15 protein-coding genes are annotated in these 17,961 nt (G+C 73.6%); 10 read left to right on the top strand and 5 right to left on the bottom strand.

Going from position 1 to position 17,961, the window contains the following annotated elements:
- Window positions 1–50: 50 nt before the first annotated feature.
- A complete protein-coding gene (locus ACN265_RS30980) occupies window positions 51–1,682 on the top strand; it encodes an esterase/lipase family protein (protein WP_421410902.1) in 1,632 nt (543 codons plus the stop codon).
- On the opposite strand, the gene ACN265_RS30975 is transcribed toward ACN265_RS30980, so the two are convergent.
- Window positions 1,654–2,076: a DUF7144 family membrane protein gene (locus ACN265_RS30975; RefSeq protein ID WP_421410900.1), complete on the bottom strand. Its 423-nt coding sequence runs from the start codon at window positions 2,074–2,076 to the stop codon at window positions 1,654–1,656. The two genes, ACN265_RS30980 and ACN265_RS30975, sit on opposite strands and share 29 nt — an antisense overlap.
- A 182-nt stretch (window positions 2,077–2,258) precedes the next feature.
- Between ACN265_RS30975 and ACN265_RS30970 the strand changes: the two genes are divergently transcribed.
- Both ACN265_RS30970 and ACN265_RS30965 read left to right on the top strand, forming a co-directional pair.
- Complete coding sequence (locus ACN265_RS30970) at window positions 2,259–2,873, top strand: TetR/AcrR family transcriptional regulator (RefSeq protein ID WP_145917209.1); 615 nt, start codon at window positions 2,259–2,261, stop codon at window positions 2,871–2,873.
- Between the two features lie 105 nt (window positions 2,874–2,978).
- On the top strand, window positions 2,979–4,316 hold the full coding sequence (locus tag ACN265_RS30965) for an acetyl-CoA carboxylase biotin carboxylase subunit (protein ID WP_421410899.1): 1,338 nt from the start codon (window positions 2,979–2,981) through the stop codon (window positions 4,314–4,316).
- A 31-nt stretch (window positions 4,317–4,347) separates the two neighbouring features.
- On the opposite strand, the gene ACN265_RS30960 is transcribed toward ACN265_RS30965, so the two are convergent.
- Complete coding sequence (locus tag ACN265_RS30960) at window positions 4,348–5,235, bottom strand: hypothetical protein (protein WP_421410897.1); 888 nt, start codon at window positions 5,233–5,235, stop codon at window positions 4,348–4,350.
- Between the two features lie 398 nt (window positions 5,236–5,633).
- Here ACN265_RS30960 and ACN265_RS30955 point away from each other — a divergent pair, with 398 nt between their 5' ends.
- Together ACN265_RS30955 and ACN265_RS30950 are read left to right on the top strand one after the other, a co-directional pair.
- Window positions 5,634–5,843 carry a hypothetical protein gene (locus tag ACN265_RS30955; protein WP_421410896.1) on the top strand — a complete coding sequence of 70 codons (210 nt, stop codon included), beginning with the start codon at window positions 5,634–5,636 and terminating at the stop codon, window positions 5,841–5,843.
- Between the two features lie 217 nt (window positions 5,844–6,060).
- Window positions 6,061–6,978 carry a hydroxymethylglutaryl-CoA lyase gene (locus ACN265_RS30950; protein ID WP_421410894.1) on the top strand — a complete coding sequence of 306 codons (918 nt, stop codon included), beginning with the start codon at window positions 6,061–6,063 and terminating at the stop codon, window positions 6,976–6,978.
- A gap of 84 nt (window positions 6,979–7,062) precedes the next feature.
- On the opposite strand, the gene ACN265_RS30945 is transcribed toward ACN265_RS30950, so the two are convergent.
- A complete protein-coding gene (locus ACN265_RS30945; protein ID WP_357924891.1) occupies window positions 7,063–7,632 on the bottom strand; it encodes a snapalysin family zinc-dependent metalloprotease in 570 nt (189 codons plus the stop codon).
- Between the two features lie 208 nt (window positions 7,633–7,840).
- Here ACN265_RS30945 and ACN265_RS30940 point away from each other — a divergent pair, with 208 nt between their 5' ends.
- The 3 genes from ACN265_RS30940 to ACN265_RS30930 all read left to right on the top strand — a co-directional run bounded on the left by ACN265_RS30940 (window position 7,841) and on the right by ACN265_RS30930 (window position 13,411).
- A complete protein-coding gene (locus ACN265_RS30940; protein ID WP_421410893.1) occupies window positions 7,841–9,373 on the top strand; it encodes an acyl-CoA carboxylase subunit beta in 1,533 nt (510 codons plus the stop codon).
- 146 nt (window positions 9,374–9,519) lie between these two features.
- Entirely contained in the window at window positions 9,520–10,668 is a 1,149-nt protein-coding gene (locus ACN265_RS30935) for an acyl-CoA dehydrogenase family protein (RefSeq protein ID WP_204925559.1), read from the top strand.
- 124 nt (window positions 10,669–10,792) lie between these two features.
- Window positions 10,793–13,411, top strand: coding sequence for an ATP-binding protein (locus ACN265_RS30930; protein ID WP_421410891.1), 2,619 nt, complete (start codon window positions 10,793–10,795; stop codon window positions 13,409–13,411).
- Between the two features lie 206 nt (window positions 13,412–13,617).
- Here the strand turns inward: ACN265_RS30930 and ACN265_RS30925 are convergent, their stop codons facing one another.
- Window positions 13,618–14,124: a MarR family winged helix-turn-helix transcriptional regulator gene (locus tag ACN265_RS30925; protein WP_421410890.1), complete on the bottom strand. Its 507-nt coding sequence runs from the start codon at window positions 14,122–14,124 to the stop codon at window positions 13,618–13,620.
- Between the two features lie 101 nt (window positions 14,125–14,225).
- Here ACN265_RS30925 and ACN265_RS30920 point away from each other — a divergent pair, with 101 nt between their 5' ends.
- A complete protein-coding gene (locus ACN265_RS30920) occupies window positions 14,226–14,804 on the top strand; it encodes a YceI family protein (RefSeq protein WP_204925562.1) in 579 nt (192 codons plus the stop codon).
- Between the two features lie 233 nt (window positions 14,805–15,037).
- Window positions 15,038–16,516: a glutamate--cysteine ligase gene (locus ACN265_RS30915; RefSeq protein WP_204925563.1), complete on the top strand. Its 1,479-nt coding sequence runs from the start codon at window positions 15,038–15,040 to the stop codon at window positions 16,514–16,516.
- A gap of 61 nt (window positions 16,517–16,577) precedes the next feature.
- Here the strand turns inward: ACN265_RS30915 and ACN265_RS30910 are convergent, their stop codons facing one another.
- Window positions 16,578–17,957: a hypothetical protein gene (locus ACN265_RS30910; protein WP_421410887.1), complete on the bottom strand. Its 1,380-nt coding sequence runs from the start codon at window positions 17,955–17,957 to the stop codon at window positions 16,578–16,580.
- Window positions 17,958–17,961: the final 4 nt, after the last annotated feature.

Genomic DNA, 17,961 nt, shown 5'->3' with positions numbered 1-17,961 from the left:
GGGCAGGGGAACCTGCTAGGGGAGCCCCGGTTATCTGGTGAGGAGAGGGCGTGCACCGACCGCGAGCCCGGCTGACGGCGCTGTTCGCCCTGGCCGCCCTGCCCCCGGCGATCGAGGCGTTGCTACTGGTACGCCTCGGGTTCGTCGCCGCCGAAGGGCTGTCCTCCCAGGTCACCGCCGTCTGGCCGTACGACACCTACCACGACCTGCGCTGGCTGTACGTCTACCACGACTCGTGGCCCGACTTCCTGGTCGGACTGCTGCTGGTGATCGGGTTCCGGGCGCTGCTCACCACCGGGCTGGTCACGCTCGCCTGGCCCGCCGGGGTGGACCGGCCCGGTCTGCGCTGGCTGCTCGGCCGCAACCTCGGCCTGTCCGTCGTGGTCGTCGTGCTGGTCGCACCCTGGGCGTTGATCTCGGTGGCCGCCTCGGTGGTCGCGCTCTCCTGGGTGCTGCTCGCCTCGCTGCTGCCGATGTTCCTGCTCGCGCCGTTCCTGCAACGCGCCGCCGTGGTCGGGCCGTGGTGGCGTGGACTGCCGTCGATCTCCCTGGTCGGCTGGTCGCTGCTGAACTTCGTGGTGATCACCGTGGCGAGCGCGCTGTGCTGGAGCGTTCCCGGCTGGTGGACGGTGCCCGTCGCGCTGTTCGCCGGGGCGGCCAACGGGCTGCTCTGGGAACGCACCGTGCACGTCGCCGTGCTGGCCCCCCGGGTGCGCTGGGCGCGGGTGCCGGTCGCCCCGATCGCCGTCGCGCTGGCGCTCGTCGTGCCGCTGACGATCCCCGTGCTGGTGCAGGTCGTCCCGGCGGGGGTGACCATCGAGCAGGTGGTGCTGGGGCAGCGGCTACCCGCCGACGTCCGGCACGCGGTGATCGTCCTCGCCGGTCACGGGTCCGCCTACGACGGCACCCCGCCCGTTGACGCGAACGTGGAACGGTTCTCCTACCGGGGGCTGGACGGGGACGGCCGGCCGCTGCCGTACCGGTCGTCGGACACCAACCGGTCGCTGGAGAGCGGGGCCGCCCTGCTCCAGACGCAGGTGGACCGCCTGCACCGGCGTACCGGCCGGCCGGTGGCGCTGATCGGGGAGAGCGAGGGGGCGATGCTCGCCCGCACCTACCTCGCGCAGCGCCCGCACCCGGCGGTGGACACCCTGGTCATGTTCAGCCCGTTGATCAACGCGGGGCGGGCGTACTACCCGCCGGCCGGGGCGTCCCACGGCTGGGGTGTGGCCACCGGCTGGCAGCTACGGGCCCTGCTCGGGACGATCGAACTGTTCGGGGTCACCGACGCCGGGCCGGACGAGCCGTTCATCCGCTCCCTGCTGGACAACGCGCCCTTCTACCGCAACCAGCTGATGTGCCCGGTGCCGGGCGTGCGCATGGTGGCCTTCCTGCCGACCACCACGGCGACCGAGGCGCCGCCGGGCGAGTACACCGGCATCCCCGTGTTCCAGATGCCCGGGGTGCACGGCGGGTTGCTGGGCCGCTCACTGGTCCAGGACCGGCTGATCCACTTCCTCGCCGGGGTGCCGGAGAGCCGGATGCGGCGGGAGTATCCGCTGCTCCAGCAACTCGGCGCGGGCTGGCAGGCGCCACCACTGGCGATCCGGGTCAACCCCGCCTGGAACGACGTCCGCCAACCGGACCCGTCCTTCACCGGGAAGGTCTGCCAGCCGTCCTGACCCGCGCGTCGTCCCGGTCGCCGCGCCGCTGCCGGACGACCAGCCGGACGGCGGCGAGGGTCAGCCCCACCACGATCAACGCCTCGATCGGGTGGTACGGCGCGAACAGCAGGTGCACGACGACGACCACCGCCCCGACCACCATGGCGGCGGTCACCCAGCGGCGGCGGGCGAACGCGACGACCAGGCCGCTCGCCACCAGCAGTACCCCGCTCGCCACGTGCAGCCAGGCCCAGTCGGTGAGGTCGTAGAAGACCAGCCCGTCGGCGTGCAGCGAGACGTAGACGTCGCCGCTGTCGACGTCGCCGATCCCGGACAGCACGTCGAAGATGCCCGCGCCGACCAGCAGGCCACCGGCGAGCAGCAGCGACCGGTCCGGCCGTCGTGCCGTCATCCCACCCTCCCTCCCCTCCCAGGCTAGGGCCGGCGGGGCACGCCGTCCGGCGATCACCGGCGGCTCCCGGCGGCCACCGCCGGCACCCGGGCCAGCACCCCGCCCGGCGGCCGCTGTCCGCCTGGTGAACCCGCGGGTAACCGAGGGGCCCCGGTGTCCGGGTCGAGGTCTACGCTTGCCAGGTGACTGTGGGGCAGCAGGCTAGGGGCAGCGCAGGCAGCGCGGGCCGGCGCCGGTCGAGGCGCGACGAGATCCTGGAGATCGCGGTCGGGCTCTTCGCCGCCCGTGGCTACCACGGGGTTTCCATGGACGACATCGGTGCGGCCGCCGGGGTGACCGGCCCCGCCCTCTACCACCACTTCGCCGGCAAGGAGGCGATGCTGGCCGCCGCGCTGATCCCGGTCAGCGAGGGGCTGCTCGACGGTGGCCGGGACCGGGCGGCGAGCCGTCCGGGCGACCCGCGTGGCGCGCTGGAGTCCCTGATCGACTTCCACGTCGACTTCGCGCTGGCGAACCCGGCCGTGATCGCCCTGCACCTGCACGAGCTGGACCGCCTCCCGGACGAGCCGCGCCGCCGCATCCGCAAGCTCCAGCGGCTGTACGTCGAGGAGTGGGTGACCGTGCTGACCGCGTTGCACCCGGGGCTGCCCGACGGAGAGGCGCGGGTGCTGGCGCACGCCGCGTTCGGCCTGATGAACTCGACCCCGTTCCTCGGTGGCGAGGTCGACAGGCGGCGTCGGGCGGCGCTGCTGCGAGCCGCCGCGCTGGCCGCCCTGCTCGCCGAGACCGACTCCTGACCCTCCCGCCCGACTCGTGGCCGACGGCCCGACCGTGGTTTCCTGGCATCCGTCCGCACCCCTGGACGTTGAGCAACCGTCCCCACCCTGGACGCTGGAGGAAACATGATCGAGTCGCTGTTGGTCGCCAACCGGGGCGAGATCGCCCGCCGGATCATCCGTACCGCGAAGCGGCTCGGCATCCGTGCGATCGCGGTGCACTCGGAGGCCGACGCCGACCTGCCGTTCGTGGTCGAGGCCGACGAGGCGGTGTGCGTAGGACCGGCGAACCCGGCCCTGAGTTACCGCAACGTGGAGGCGATCCTGGCCGCCGCCGAGTCCACCGGCGCGCAGGCGATCCACCCCGGCTACGGCTTCCTGTCGGAGAACGCCGACTTCGCCCGTACGGTGCAGGCCCGTGGGTTGGTCTGGGTCGGGCCCGGCGCGGACGCGATCACCGCGATGGGCGACAAGATCAACGCGCGGAACCTGATGGCGGCGGCCGGGGTGCCGGTCGCGCCCGGCACCACCGAACCGGCCACCGACCTCGACGCGGCGGTCGCCGCCGCCACGGAGATCGGCTACCCGGTGATGGTCAAGGCCGCCGCCGGTGGCGGCGGGATGGGCATGGCGGTGGCCGCCGACGAGGCCGCGCTGCGCACCGAGTACGACAAGGTCCGCGCGTTCGCCGAGCGGATGTTCGGCGACGGCTCGGTGCTCATCGAGCGCTACTTCCCCCGGGTACGCCACGTCGAGGTGCAGATCCTCGGCCTGGCCGACGGCCGGGTGGTGGCGCTCGGCGAGCGGGAGTGCTCGGTGCAGCGGCGCAACCAGAAGCTGGTCGAGGAGTCCCCCTCCCCGGCGGTCTCGCCGGAGCTGCGGGCGCGGTTCCTGGCCGCCGCCGTGCGGGCCGGCGAGGCGGTCGGCTACCGCAACGCGGGCACCGTCGAGTGCCTGCTGGACCCGGCCACGCAGGAGTTCTTCTTCCTGGAGATGAACACCCGGCTGCAGGTGGAGCACCCGGTGACCGAACTGGTCTACGGCGTCGACCTGGTCGAGGAGCAGCTACGGGTGGCGGCCGGCCTGCCACCGACCTTCGACCCGGACGCACTGACCCCGCGCGGGCACGCGATCGAGCTGCGGATCAACGCGGAGGACCCGAAGCGGTTCCTGCCCGGCCCCGGCGTCATCGGCACCTGGGTGGAACCGACCGGCGAGGGGGTACGCGTCGACTCCGGGTACGTCGCCGGCAACACCGTGACCCCGTTCTACGACAGCCTGCTGGCCAAGCTCGTCGTCACCGGGGCGGACCGGGCAGAGGCGATCGAGCGGGCCCGGACGGCGGTGGCCGGCTTCGCGGTGGCCGGCCCGAAGAACAACCTGCCCTTCTTCGCCGAGCTGCTGACCAACGGGGATTTCGTCTCCGGCGACTACGACACCGGCATCGTCGGCCGGATGCGCTGACCGGCGGCGGGCCTGACCCCGCGCGGCGTGGTCAGGCCCGCCGGATCCCGCCCGGCGGGTGCGGCCGGGGCATCGGCCGGTGCGGCGGCGGGCCGACGACGTCGATCCGGGGCGGCAGCGACACCGTGTCGATCCGGGGTGGGCGGTGCCGGCCGGCCGGGGCGTCGTTGGTCGGGGTCGGGCCGGCGGGGAAGTGCCCCGGGTTGCGGTCCTTGCGGGCCAGCCCGTCGAGCAGGGCCGCCTCCCGTCCCGGTGGGTCCGCCGGGTGGTTACCCCCGTCGGGCGCCCGGTGCGGGTGGCCCTTCGGGGTGGTCCGGTTCGCGGTCTTGATGGTGGCGCGGAGCAGGTCGTTCTCGGCTTCCCGGGCGGCCAGCGTGCGCCGCAGCACGGCGTTCTCCGCGCGGAGCTGGGCGATGATCCGGCCGGCGTCGTCCGTGGTGGGGGTCGACCCGTCGGGGCTGGTCACCTGCGGCCCGGGGCCGTGCGGGTGGGCCCGGCCGTCGGTCGGTCGACGGTCCGTCGGCGGTTCACCCCGGGCCGCCTCGTAGAGCCGTTCGAACCGGCGCAGGGTGGCCTGCCGGTCGGCGGGTGCGACGGTGCACTCGACCACCAGCACCACCGTCTGCCACGGCGGCCCCTTGGTCTCGGTGGTGAAATGCCGGGACAGCCGCTTGCGCCAGGTGTCCCGGTCCCGGCCCGGCCGGTTGCGGCAGATCCGTTCGGCCAGCCTGCTCCAGGTGTCGACCGTCCCGATCTCCGGGGACCGTTCGACCAGGTCACGGACCGCCAGCGCGTACTCGGACACCGCCGGCGACCCGTACCGGGCCGCGTAGCCGGCGGCCAGGTGCTCGCGCGGGACGAGCCAGTGCCGCTGGTGCCGGCCCCGGGCCGGGGTCGGCGTACTGGTGTCGGAGAGCATGGGCGGACCTTTCGTGCGGAGCTGTCTGACCCGGGAAGGTATTCGTACCCTCCATCCACAAATCGTGAGCGCCCCAGCCTGTGTCCGTGGTCAGTTTCTGGCCGGGTCGTTGTCCGGGTAGCGCCGGAGCGCCGTCCGGGTTGGACGGTCGGGCCCCGGGACCGGGGTGGTCGTTTCCCGGAGCCGTCGCCGGACGGTCCACTTTGGCCGCCCGTCCCGGCACTGCCCGGCCAGAACGGCGTGCGGGCCCGGCCCGGCCCGTCGTTGGGCCCGTCGTGCGACCGGATTCGTCGCCGCACCTTCGCCGGCCCTCGGTCGGCACACGCGCGGCGGGAGCCGGACGCGTCACCCGGCGGTGGAGATGCCGTCGCCGGTCATGCGGCCTGGGAGCGGGGAACATGGGAAGCGGAAGACTGACCGGCGGCGCGCGTCCGCGACCCGACCGTCGTCGGGTGGGCCGGATCCTGCGGTCGATGTCGCTGTTCGCCGAGGGTGCGGTGGCGATGGCCCTGGTCCTGGGCCGGGAGGACGCGGTGGCCTGGGCGGGCGCGGTCGCGGCGGTGGTGCGCACCGCCGCCGAGCTGGTGGAGGGCCCGTCGGGCCGGTGACCTCCGGGGCCGGCCGGCCCGACACCCGGGGCGGCCCGACACCCGGGGCGGCCCGACACCCGGCCGGCCCGAGATCCGGGGCGGTGTGGCGGCGGCGGACGGCGTGGTGGTTCCCTGGAGGGACCACCGGTCGTCCGGCGTCGCCGGTCGTCGCCCCCCACGAGGGGCGACGACGCGGGACGAACCTCCGGCGACCCGATGTCACAGCGAGGTGACCATGAGTCAGATGCCAGCGGCGGTGTCGATCCGGGAGGTCGGGCCCCGCGACGGGCTCCAGAACGAGGAGCCGATCCCCACCGGGGCCAAGGTGCGGCTGCTCGACGCCCTCTCGGGCACCGGCGTGCGCCGGATCGAGGCGGTGTCGTTCGTGCATCCCAGGGCGATCCCGCAGATGGCCGACGCCGACGAGGTGTGGCAGCAGGCCCGGAAGGCCGAGGGGGTCCGCTACTCGGCGCTGGTGCCCAACACGAAGGGTGCCCAGCGGGCCCTGGCCGCCGGCTTCACCGAGATCGAGGTGGTGGTCTCGGCCAGCGACACGCACAACCGGCGCAACGTCAACCGCTCCACCGACGAGTCGCTCGACGACATCGCCGAGCTGATCGACCTGCTGCACGGCGCGGGCGCGCGGGCCGAGGTGATCGTGGCGACCAGCTTCGGCTGCCCGTACGAGGGGGACGTCGACCCGGGGCGGGTCGCCGGGATCGTCGAGCGGGTGGTCCGCGACGGCGCCGACCGGGTCGCGTTCGGCGACACCACCGGCATGGGTACGCCCCGGCGGGTCCGGGAGCTGGTCACCGCCGTCCGTGACCGGGAGCCCGACGTGCCGGTGCTGCTGCACTTCCACAACACCCGGGGTACCGCGCTGGCGAACCTGCTGACCGCCCTGGAGCTGGGGATCACCGAGTTCGACGCCAGCGTCGGCGGTCTGGGCGGCTGCCCGTACGCGCCGGGGGCGAGCGGGAACCTGGCCACCGAGGAAGCGGTGCACATGCTGCACGACATGGGCATCGACACCGGCATCGACCTGGAAGCCCTGATCGGGGTCGCCGAGTTGGCCGAGGAACTGCTCGGCAAGCGGCTGCCGTCGGGGGTGCTGCGGGCCGGCCCGCGTAGCCGGCTGACCGCCCGGCCCTGACCGGGCCCGGAGGGGGCGGATCGGCCCGACGACGCGGGGAGGGGCCGGCGTGGTGCCGGCCCCTCCGTCGGGTCACGTCGTGGGTCAGCCGACGCTGAGCAGACCCGGCCAGCTGTCCTTGAAGACCTGGCTGCCGGTGCTGCTGCGACGGTCGTTGGCGCTGAGGGTGCCGGCGAACAGGCTGCTGACCCGGTTCGCCTCGGTGGTGCTCGGGTACGGGTTGGTGCAGCTCGTGCCGGCGCTGCCGCCCGACATCAGGATCGCGCAGTTGCCGTTGTAGTTGTCGGGCAGGCCGAGGATGTGCCCGATCTCGTGGGTCATGATCCGCAGCGGGCTGTACTGGGCGGCCTGCTGGGTGTCGATGTAGACCCGGCCGTTGCCGAGGCTGGTGCGCTGGGCGTACGAGCCGCCGCCGGTGATCTGGTAGATCCGCAGGTTGGTGCCGCAGTTCGCGGTGAGCGTCAGGTTGGTGGTGGCGTTGTTCCAGATCGAGGCGGCCTGGTTGGCGATGCTCGCGTAGCTGGGCGCCTGGCTGGTGTTGTAGCAGATGGTCATCGCGGCGGAGGCGGGCGCGGGGTTGGCGACCGTGAGGCCGAGGGTCGCCGTCGCCGTCGCCAGGGCGGCGACGGCGAGGCGCTTGATGCGTGAGTTCATGACTCACTCCAATCCGGAGGGGGTGTCTGGAGCGTAGCCATATCGATAGTTGAGTATCAATATCCGGAGCGGAAGTCGGTCGGGTGGTCGGGTGGGGCCCTGATGCGCTAGCCTAACGATCGTTCAGGCTGGTCGGCGCGTCCACCACGACGCCCACGGCGGCATGGCGGTCGGGCGCGCCCACGAGGCGCGGGGCGAGGGGGTCGGCGTGACGCTCGACGGTGAGGCACTGGAGCAGCTACGCAAGCGGGCCCGCTCCGGCGGCGCCGACAAGTACCACGCGGCCAACGCCGGCAAGGGCAAGCTCTTCGCCCGGGAACGGGTCGCGCTCCTGGTCGACGAGGGCTCCTTCGTCGAGGACGGGCTCTACGCCAACGCCCTGGCCGAGGGGCTGCCCGCCGACGGCGTGGTGACCGGCACCGCCACCATCGACGGCCGGCCGGTCTGCCTGATGGCCAACGACTCCACGGTCAAGGCCGGCAGTTGGGGCGCGCGTACCGTCGAGAAGATCATCCGGGTCATCGAGCGGGCCTACTCGACAGGCGTGCCGATGGTCTACCTGGTCGACTCGGCCGGCGCCCGGATCACCGACCAGGTCGACCTCTTCCCCGGCCCCCGGGGTGCCGGCAAGATCTTCTGGAACCAGGTCCGCGCCTCCGGGGCGATCCCGCAGGTCTGCGCGTTGTTCGGGCCGAGCGCCGCCGGCGGGGCGTACATCCCGGCGTTCTGCGACGTGGTGGCCATGGTCGAGGGCAACGCCAGCATGTACCTCGGCTCCGACCGGATGGTCGAGATGGTCACCGGGGAGAAGACCACCCTGGAGGCGATGGGCGGGGCCCGGGTGCACTGCGCCGAGTCCGGCGTCGGGCACTTCCTGTGCAGGACCGAGGCCGACGCGCTCGACGTGGTGAAGACCTACCTGTCGTACCTGCCGGCGAACTGGCAGCAGCAACCGCCGGCCGCCCCGGCCGTCGCCGCGCCCGCCAAGGTCGACCTGGCCGCGCTGGTGCCGGCCAGCGAGCGGCAGGCGTTCGACATGCGCCGGTACGTCAAGGGCCTGCTCGACGAGGGTTCGTTCTTCGAGATCCAGGCGCTCTGGGCGAAGGAGCTGACCATCGGGTTCGGCCGGCTCGACGGCGAGGTCGTCGGCGTGGTCGGCAACAACTCGATGTTCAAGGGCGGCGTGCTCTTCGTCGACTCGGCCGACAAGGCGACCCGGTTCGTGCAGCTCTGCGACGCGTTCAACGTGCCGCTGCTGTTCCTGAGCGACGTGCCCGGGTTCATGGTCGGCAGCGCGGTGGAGAAGCAGGGCATCATCCGGCACGGGGCCAAGATGATCACCGCGATCTCCGAGGCGACCGTACCCAAGATCTGCGTGGTGGTGCGCAAGGCGTACGGCGCGGGCCTGTACGCGATGGCCGGCCCCGGTTTCGCCCCGGACGCGACGATCGCCCTGCCCACCGCGAAGATCGCGGTGATGGGGGCCGAGGCGGCGGTCAACGCCGTCTACGCCAACAAGATCGCGGCGATCGCCGACGAGGCCGAACGGGCCGCCTTCGTCGCCGCCAGACGGGCCGAGTACGAGCGGGACATCGACGTGGTGCGGCTCGCCAGTGAGCTGGTCATCGACGCGATCGTCGAACCGCACGAGCTACGCGCCGAACTGGTCCGCCGGTTCGCCGCCGCCCGCAGCAAGGACCGGCACTTCTCCCGTCGCCGGCACGGGGTCACCCCGGTCTGACCGGCCGGGGACCCACCGCCGTCCCCGACCGGCCCGACCGGTCGGCACCGAGCCACCGCCGTCGACCGGGTCCGACCGGTCGTCCAACCGATCCGTCGTTCCCGGCGTCACGAGCGTCCGGGGCGGCACCCGTACAGGAGGAACCGATGGACTTCCGGCTCAGCGAGGAACACGAGGCGCTGCGGGAGAGCGTGCGGGACTTCGCCCGCGAGGCGGTCGCCCCGGTGATCGCCGAGCACTACGAGCGGCACACCTTCCCGTACGAGATCGTCCGGCAGATGGGCAAGATGGGGCTGTTCGGCCTGCCCTTCCCCGAGGAGCACGGCGGCATGGGCGGCGACTACTTCGCGCTCTGCCTGGCGCTGGAGGAACTGGCCCGGGTCGACTCCAGCGTGGCGATCACCCTGGAGGCGGCGGTCTCCCTGGGCGCGATGCCGATCTTCCGGTTCGGCACCGACGAGCAGAAGGCCCGCTGGCTGCCGAAGCTGCTCAGCGGGGAGGCCCTCGCGGGGTTCGGGCTGACCGAGCCGGGCACCGGCTCGGACGCGGGCGGCACCCAGACCCGGGCCGTCCTGGACGGCGACGAGTGGGTGATAAACGGGTCGAAGGCGTTCATCACCAACTCGGGCACCGACATCACGGCGCTGGTCACCGTCACCGCGGTCACCGGCACCAACCCGGACGGCTCGAAGGAGCTGTCCACCATCATCGTGCCGTCGGGGACACCCGGCTTCACCGTCGCGCCGGGGTACTCGAAGGTGGGGTGGAACGCCTCGGACACCCATGAGCTGACCTTCGACGACTGCCGGGTGCCGGCCGGGAACCTGCTCGGCGAGCGGGGCCGGGGCTTCGCCCAGTTCCTGCGGATCCTCGACGAGGGGCGGATCGCCATCGCCGCGCTGGCCGTCGGCCTCGCCCAGGGCTGCGTCGACGAGTCGCTGAAGTACGCGAAGGAGCGCCAGGCGTTCGGTCAGCCGATCGGCAACTACCAGGCCATCCAGTTCAAGATCGCCGACATGGAGTTGAAGGCGCACACCGCCCGGCTGGCCTACCACGACGCCGCCGCGCGGATGCTCGCCGGTGAGCCGTTCAAGCGGCAGGCGGCGATCGCCAAGCTGCACGCCAGCACGGTCGCGGTGGACAACGCCCGGGAGGCCACCCAGATCCACGGCGGCTACGGCTTCATGAACGAGTACCCGGTGGCCCGGTTCTGGCGGGACTCCAAGATCCTGGAGATCGGCGAGGGCACCTCCGAGGTGCAGCGCATGATCATCGCCCGCGACCTGGGCCTCTGACCGTACCCCCGGACCGGGTCCGCCGCCGGGCGAGAACGGGGCTCTGTCGGGTATCCGCAGCCCTTCGTCAGTAGACCGACGAAGGGCTGCCCGGCGTCGTATCCCGTCCGTACCCTTCCTGCCCATGACCCCGGATCATGATCACTCGCCAGCGGGTGGTCGTACCCCCATCGGGGAGCTGGTGCGGGCCCACCGCCTGGCCGCCGGTCTCACCCAGACCGACCTGGCCCAGCGGGCCGGGGTCGGCGTGCGGACGGTCCGCGACCTGGAACGCGGCCGGGCCCACCGGCCGCACCGCACCACCGCCGAGCTGATCGCCGGGGCGCTCGGCCTGACCGGCGCGGCGCGCGCCGGCTTCCTCGCCACCGCCCGGGGCCGGGCCGCGACCACCCCGGCCGCTCCGGGCGTCGCCGGGCTGCCGCACCGCACACCCGCCGCCGGCACCGTCCCCCGCGACCCCGACCTCCCGGGTACGCCGATGGCGCTGCCCCCGCCGGTCGAGCTGATCGGCCGGGAACGGGAACTCGACGAGCTGACCGCTCTGCTGACCGGCGACGGCTGGCCGCCGGTGCTGAGCCTGGTCGGCCTGGCCGGGGTGGGCAAGACCGCGCTCGCCCTGGCCGTGGCGCACGCGGTGGCCGACGTCCACCCGGGCGGGGTGGCCGGAGTGCTGGTCGGTACCGGCTCCGACGCCAACGACGTGCTCGCCGCAGCCTGCGCGGTGCTCGGCGCGGCCCGGCTCGCCGAACTGGCCGCCCGGCTGCGGGGCCGCCCGGCGCTGCTGCTGGTGGACGCGGTCGAACGGGCCCCGGACCCGGTGGCCGAGGTGGTGCACCTGCTCGTCGCGGCGGTGCCCACCCTGCGGGTGGTGGCGACCGGTCGGCATCCGGTCGGCATCCCCGGCGAACTCGTCCGCCCGGTGGCCCCGCTGGAGGTGCCCCCCGCCGGAGTGGTCGACCCGGACGAGCTGGCCCGGTGGCCGGCGGCGGCCCTGTTCACCGCCCGGCTCACCCGGGTCCGCCCGGAACCACCCGGCCCGGACGAGCTGCCCGCCCTCACCGCGCTGGTCCGCCGGCTCGACGGCCTGCCGCTGGCGATCGAGCTGATGGCGGCCCGGGGCCGCATCCTCGACCTGCCCGAACTGCTCGACCGGTACGGCGACCGGGTGCTCGACCTGGCCGGCCCGGATCTCGGCGGGCGGGGGTGGGAGGCCGCGCCGCCGGGACGTACCGACGACCCGGCCCGCTCCACGGTCGCGGTGACCCTGCGCGAGGCGGTCGCCACCAGCTACCGGCTGCTCGACGGGTGGGAACAGGCGGCGCTACGCCGGCTCTCGGTGTTCGCCAACCGGTGGTCGGTGGAGCTGGCCGAGGAACTGCTCGCCGACGAGACCGACCCGGACCCGTCGGGGGTGGTCGACCCGGTGCCGCTGCTCGACCGGCTGGTCGAGTTGGGCCTGCTCAGTGTCCGGGGTGCCGGGCCACTGCGGTTCCGTCTGCTCGACGCGGTCCGTGAGTACGCCCTCGAACAGGCCGCCGGCCGGGGCGAGCTGACCGCCGTCCGCCGCCGGCACGCCGTGGTGATCACCCGGTTGGTGACCCGTACCGCGCCGGACCTGGTCGGGGCGCGACAGCCGGCGGCCGTCCGTCAGCTCGACGAGGCGACCGGTGACATCGGCGCGGCGCTGGCGCACGCCGCCGGGGACGATCCGGTCACCGCGCTGCGGCTGGCAGCCGAGCTGACCCGTTGGTGGCGGATGCGGGGGCGGGACGTCAGCGGCCGGCAGTGGCTGTGCCGGTTGCTCGCCGATCCCCGTACCGCCGACGCCGATCCGGTGCTGCGGGCCTGGGCGCTGCTCGGGGTGGCCCGGTTGGCCGCCGAGCACGGCGCGGCGGCGCAGGAGCTGCCCGCCGCCCGTGCCGCGCTCGCGGTGCTCGCCGGGCGGGCCGACGTGGCCGGGGAACTGGCGGCGCGGACCGTCCTCGGCACCCTGCTGGTCGCGACCGGTGCGTACGACGAGGCGGCCGAGCAGGCGCAGGCGGTGCTGACCCTGGCCACCCGGCACGGCCGGACCCGGGACATGGCGGTCGCCCAGCACCACCTGGCCTGGCACGAGATCCGCCTCGCCGATCTGTCGGCGGCCCGGCGTCGGCTGGCGGCGGTGGACCGGCTGGCCGCCCAGTGCGGGGAGCCCCGGCTGCGCCTGTTGGCCCGTGCCGACCTGGCCGAGGTGGCCCGGCTGGAGGGCCGTCACGGTGACGCGGTGGACCAGGGCCAGCGGGTGGTCGCCGCGCTGGCCGGGGTGGGTGATCCGGGGCACCGGCGGCGGGTGCTCGGCACGGTGGGCCTGGCGTTGGCCCGGTCGGGCCGGCTGGACGAGGCCGCCGAGATCCTGGCCGAGCTGCGCTGCGACGGTCGTCCGTCGCCGCCCGGGTCCCGGTCGGAGGCGGGCGTGGCCGGGGGGCGTCCGGGCGGGGGCGGGCCGGTCCGCGCGGAGGAGTCGGTCTGCGCGCTGATCGAGGGCACCATGGCCCGGCACCGGGGGGACCGGGAGTTGGCGGCGGAGTGGTTCGCGGTGGCGGAGGCTGCCGGTGCGGCCGGTCAGGACCGGCGGGACGTGGTCGAAGCCCTGGTCGGGCTGGCCGTGAGCACCGGCTCCGCCGAGGTGCGGGAACGGCTGGCGCAGGCGTGCCGACGCGGCGGCATCCGGTTGTTACCGGACGAGGAACGCCTGCTGGGCTAGACGCGGGGGTGGCGCGAGCGAACGGGCCCCCTGGTCAAACCCCTCGCTCGATCGCTCGCGCCAGCACCCCCCGGTGCTCCCCCGCGCGATGAAGGCTAGCCAGCCGGGCCGTCCGTTTTGCGGCGATCGGCGGCTCTGCGACCGGTGGGTCCGACGAGTTCTGCCGCTTTTTCTGCCGGTTGGCCCGGTGTCTTGTCGGCGGGTGGTCAGCAGGCCGACGGCGACTCGTCGGTCGGGGCCTGGTCGGTGCTGCCGGCGGTCGCCCCCGGGTGGACGGCGTCGCGTACCCGGCGCAGGCCGTCCAGCATGGCGGCGAGGGTGTCGGGTTCGAGCTGGCCGGTGAACCACTGCTCGATGATCTGGAGATGGCCGGGCAGGGTCTCGTCCAGCCGCTGCATGCCGGCCGGGGTGGCCACCGCGTACGAGCTGCGCCGGTCGGACGGACAGGCGCGACGCCGGAGCAGCCCGTCGCGCTCCATCCGGTCCACCACCCGGGTGACGCCGCTGGTGGACAGGGAGGTCTGGGCGGCGAGGTCGGTCATCCGCAGTTGGTTGCCGGGGGAGCGGGCCAGGCGCATCAGCACCTCGAACTCGACCGCGGAGACGCCGTGCTCCTCGTACTGGGCGGTGAACCGGGCGGTCAGCCCGGCGTGCGCCTCGACCAGGAGGCCGACGGCGGTGATCCGGGGGTCGTCGAACACAGTCTCGTCCACCTGGCCATCCTAACAGTGCTTGACACGGGGAATATTGCTGCGGTTATAGTTGCTCAGGCAGTCGTTGGGCTACTAAACAATCTTCCCCGGAGGGCAGTTACATGACCAGCACCGAGTCGGTTACCCGCGACTGGGACGGCCTCACCATCCCCGCCGCCGGCACCTACCTGCTGGACGCCGCGCACAAGCGGGTGGGCTTCGTCGCCCGGCACATGATGGTCAGCAAGGTACGCGGCGAGTTCGCCGACGCCACCGCCACCATCACCGTCGCCGAGAACCCGCTGCAGTCCTCGGTCACCGCCACCATCCAGGCGGCCAGCATCAACACCGCCCAGGCCGACCGGGACGGCCACCTGCGCAGCCCCGAGTTCCTCGACGTCGAGCAGTTCCCGACGCTGGAGTACCGCAGCACCGCCGTGAAGTCCCACGACGGCAACGAGTTCGTCCTGCTCGGTGACCTGACCATCAAGGGCGTCACCCGCCAGGTCGAGCTGGAGGTCGAGTTCGAGGGTGTCGGCCGCACCCCGTTCGGCACCGACGTGTTCGGCTTCACCGCCAGCACCGAGATCGACCGCGAGGACTTCGGCCTGACCTGGAACGTCGCCCTGGAGACCGGTGGCGTGCTGGTCGGCAAGAAGATCAAGATCGAGATCGAGGGCGAGGCCATCCGGCAGGCCTGAGCCCGGCACGCCGAGGCCCCCGCTCGCCGCGAGCGGGGGCCTCGGCGTCTGCGCGTGCGGATTGTCACTGCCCGGCGACGGCGACATCCGGTGCTGGTGAATGGCCGCTGGGTAGAGAAGCGGGACAGCGCATACCCGGTGGGCACTGGCCCCGGCGCGTGGGCGCTCTTATGGTGGTTCACACTGCGCGCCGGGACGGTCACCGTCCCGCGCGTCTCACGCCTGGAGGAAACATGGGTAGGGACGTCGAGCAGGGCGCGTTCTCCCGGGAGGACCGGGTCCGCTACCGGCAGAAGGTGCGGCGCTGCCTGGACGTCTTCGCGCTGATGCTCGACGACTTCGGCTTCGACGCCGACCGGCCGATGACCGGACTGGAGATCGAACTCAACCTGATGGACCCGGACGCCGAACCGGCGATGCGCAACGACGAGATCCTCGCCGCCATCGCCGACCCGCTCTTCCAGACCGAACTGGGACAGTTCAACCTGGAACTGAACGCGGCACCCCGGCTGATCGAGGGGGGCGGCTTCGCCCACTACGAGAGCGACCTGCGCAGCAGCCTCACCCGGGCCGACGAACGGGCGGCCCGGTCCGACGCCCGGATCGTCATGGTCGGCATCCTGCCCACCCTGACCGAACGGCACCTGGTGGCCGACAACCTCTCCACCAACGAGCGGTACCGGGTGCTCAACGACCAGATCGTCGGCGCCCGGGGCGAGGACATCGAACTGGACATCAGGGGGGTCGAGCGGCTGCGGACGCACACCGACTCGATCGTCCCCGAGGCCGCCTGCACCAGCCTCCAGTTCCACCTCCAGGTCGCGCCGGACAGCTTCGCCGACTACTGGAACGCCTCCCAGGCCATCGCCGGCGTCCAGGTCGCCGTCGGCGCGAACTCGCCGTTCCTCTACGGCCGGCAACTCTGGGCCGAAACCCGGATCGCCCTGTTCCAGCAGGCCACCGACACCCGCCCGGACGAGCTGAAGGCCCAGGGGGTACGCCCCCGGGTGTGGTTCGGTGAACGCTGGATCACCTCGATCTTCGACCTGTTCGAGGAGAACGTCAGGTACTTCCCGCCGCTGCTGCCGATCTGCGCCGACGAGGACCCGGTCGAGGTGCTGCACGCCGGTGGCGTCCCGCAACTGTCCGAGCTGCGGCTGCACAACGGCACCGTCTACCGCTGGAACCGCCCGGTGTACGACATCATGGACGGCCGTCCGCACCTGCGGGTGGAGAACCGGGTGCTGCCGGCCGGCCCGACCGTGGTCGACATGCTGGCCAACGCCGCCTTCTACTTCGGGCTGGCGCGTGGGCTGGCCGAGTCCGACCGGCCGATCTGGAGCCAGCTCACCTTCAGCTCCGCCGAGGAGAACTTCCACGCCGCCGCCCGCCGGGGCATGGACGCCGTGCTGCACTGGCCCCGCCTCGGCGAGGTGCCGGTCACCAAGCTGGTCCTCGACACCCTGCTGCCGAAGGCGGCCACCGGGCTGGACCGGTTCGGTGTCGCCCCCGCCGAACGGGACCGGCTGCTGGGCATCATCGAGCAGCGCTGCCGTACCGGCCGCAACGGGGCGGTCTGGCAGACCGAGACGGTGTGGGCCGCGCAACACCACCGCAACCTCGACCGGGACGCGGCGCTGCGCCACATGGCCAACCGGTACGCCGAACTCCAGCGCAGCAACGAACCGGTGCACACCTGGCCGGTGGACTGAGCCATCCGGTAGGAGGGCCGGCGTCCCAGGGTTACGTCCGGCCGGGGAGGCCGTTGCCAGGTCAGGAGGTGCGGCGTCCGGCGCGGGGCTTGGGCACCGGGCCCGTCGGCGGGGCCCCGTCCCCCTGGTCGACGCCCTGATGCCCGCCGTCCGGCGAACCGGGGTGCTGGTCGGTAACCGGGCCGGACGGCGCTGCACCGGCGCGGGCGTCACCGGCCTGGGCCGCACCGGGTGACGGAGCCGGCGGGGTGCTCCGACCCCGGCGGACCGGTCGGGCCCGGCCCACGGCCGGAGGCCGGGAATCGTCACCGGGTTCCGGCACCGGCGTCGGGGAATCCCCGGCCGGGTCGTCCGCCGGGCCAGAGGTGGCGGGTGACGCGGGCGGCCCGGGAGTGACCTCCGAGGTGCCGCCGGGGCCCGGGTTGTCGGCCGTCGGGTGGCCGGTCCCCCGACCGGGAACGTCCGGTTCGGAGGGTGCGGCCGGGTCGGTGCCGGCCGGCAGGTCGTCCGGTTCCCCGGTGCGGGGGTGCGGCACCGACGGCGTCGTCCGTGCGGCGGCCCGTCGCTCGGCCCGCTGGGCGAGCGAGGCGACCAGCACCGAACCGGCCGCGCCGACGATGACCGCGTACGGCGCGACGAGGTGGGCCGAGACCTGGGCCGGGGAGATCGTGGCCAGCCGGGGCACGGCGAGGAAGTAGGCGACCGCGACGAGCAGCGGCCCGGCGGCCCCGGAGACCACCGCACCGAGCCGCAGCGCGGGCGTCCGGGCGGCCCGTCGGGCGGCCGACGCGCCGATCAGCAGGGCCGAGCCCAGGGCGAGCAGCGCTCCCGGCCAGTAGAGGTGGTCCCGCCACCAGAACCGGGGGCTGTCCTGGGCGATCTGCCAGATGCCGAGCTGGGCGCTGGTCAGTCCCCGACCGGCGAGCACCCCGTCGACGACGGAGACGACGGCCAGCAACCACAACCAGCCGACGGTGGCGATCACGTTCGTCGCGGCGGCCCGCGAGTGCAGCGCCCAGACCGCGACCACCAACCCCACCAGCACACCCACCCCGGCGTAGCCGGCCGCGACGGTCTGCGGCGAGAAGGTCTCCGGTACGGAGGCGGCCCGGGACGGCACCGCGACCAGCAGGATCGTGATCAGCGCCCCGACCGCGCCCGCGACCGCGAGGGTGACCCGGTGCAGGGTGCCACCGATGTCGACGTCCCCGCTGCGCTCGTGCAGCCGTTGGGCGCAGACCGCCCCGGCGACGGTGGAGACGGCGGCGATCCAGGTCGCCCAGGCGAGGCTGGCGAACCAGGACGGTTCGGTGGCGCCGGCGTCGGCCGGCGCCCAGTTGATGATGCCCAGGCCGTAGCCGAAGCCCAGCTGCGCGGCGCCCACACCGGCGGCGACGCCCAGCGCGGTGAGCACCGATCCTCCCCAGCCCCGTCCCGCCATGTCG

This window comes from Micromonospora sp. WMMD730 (genome assembly GCF_049178955.1).
GTDB classification, from domain to species: domain Bacteria; phylum Actinomycetota; class Actinomycetes; order Mycobacteriales; family Micromonosporaceae; genus Micromonospora; species Micromonospora wenchangensis.
This window is presented reverse-complemented; position numbering and strand designations above follow the sequence as displayed.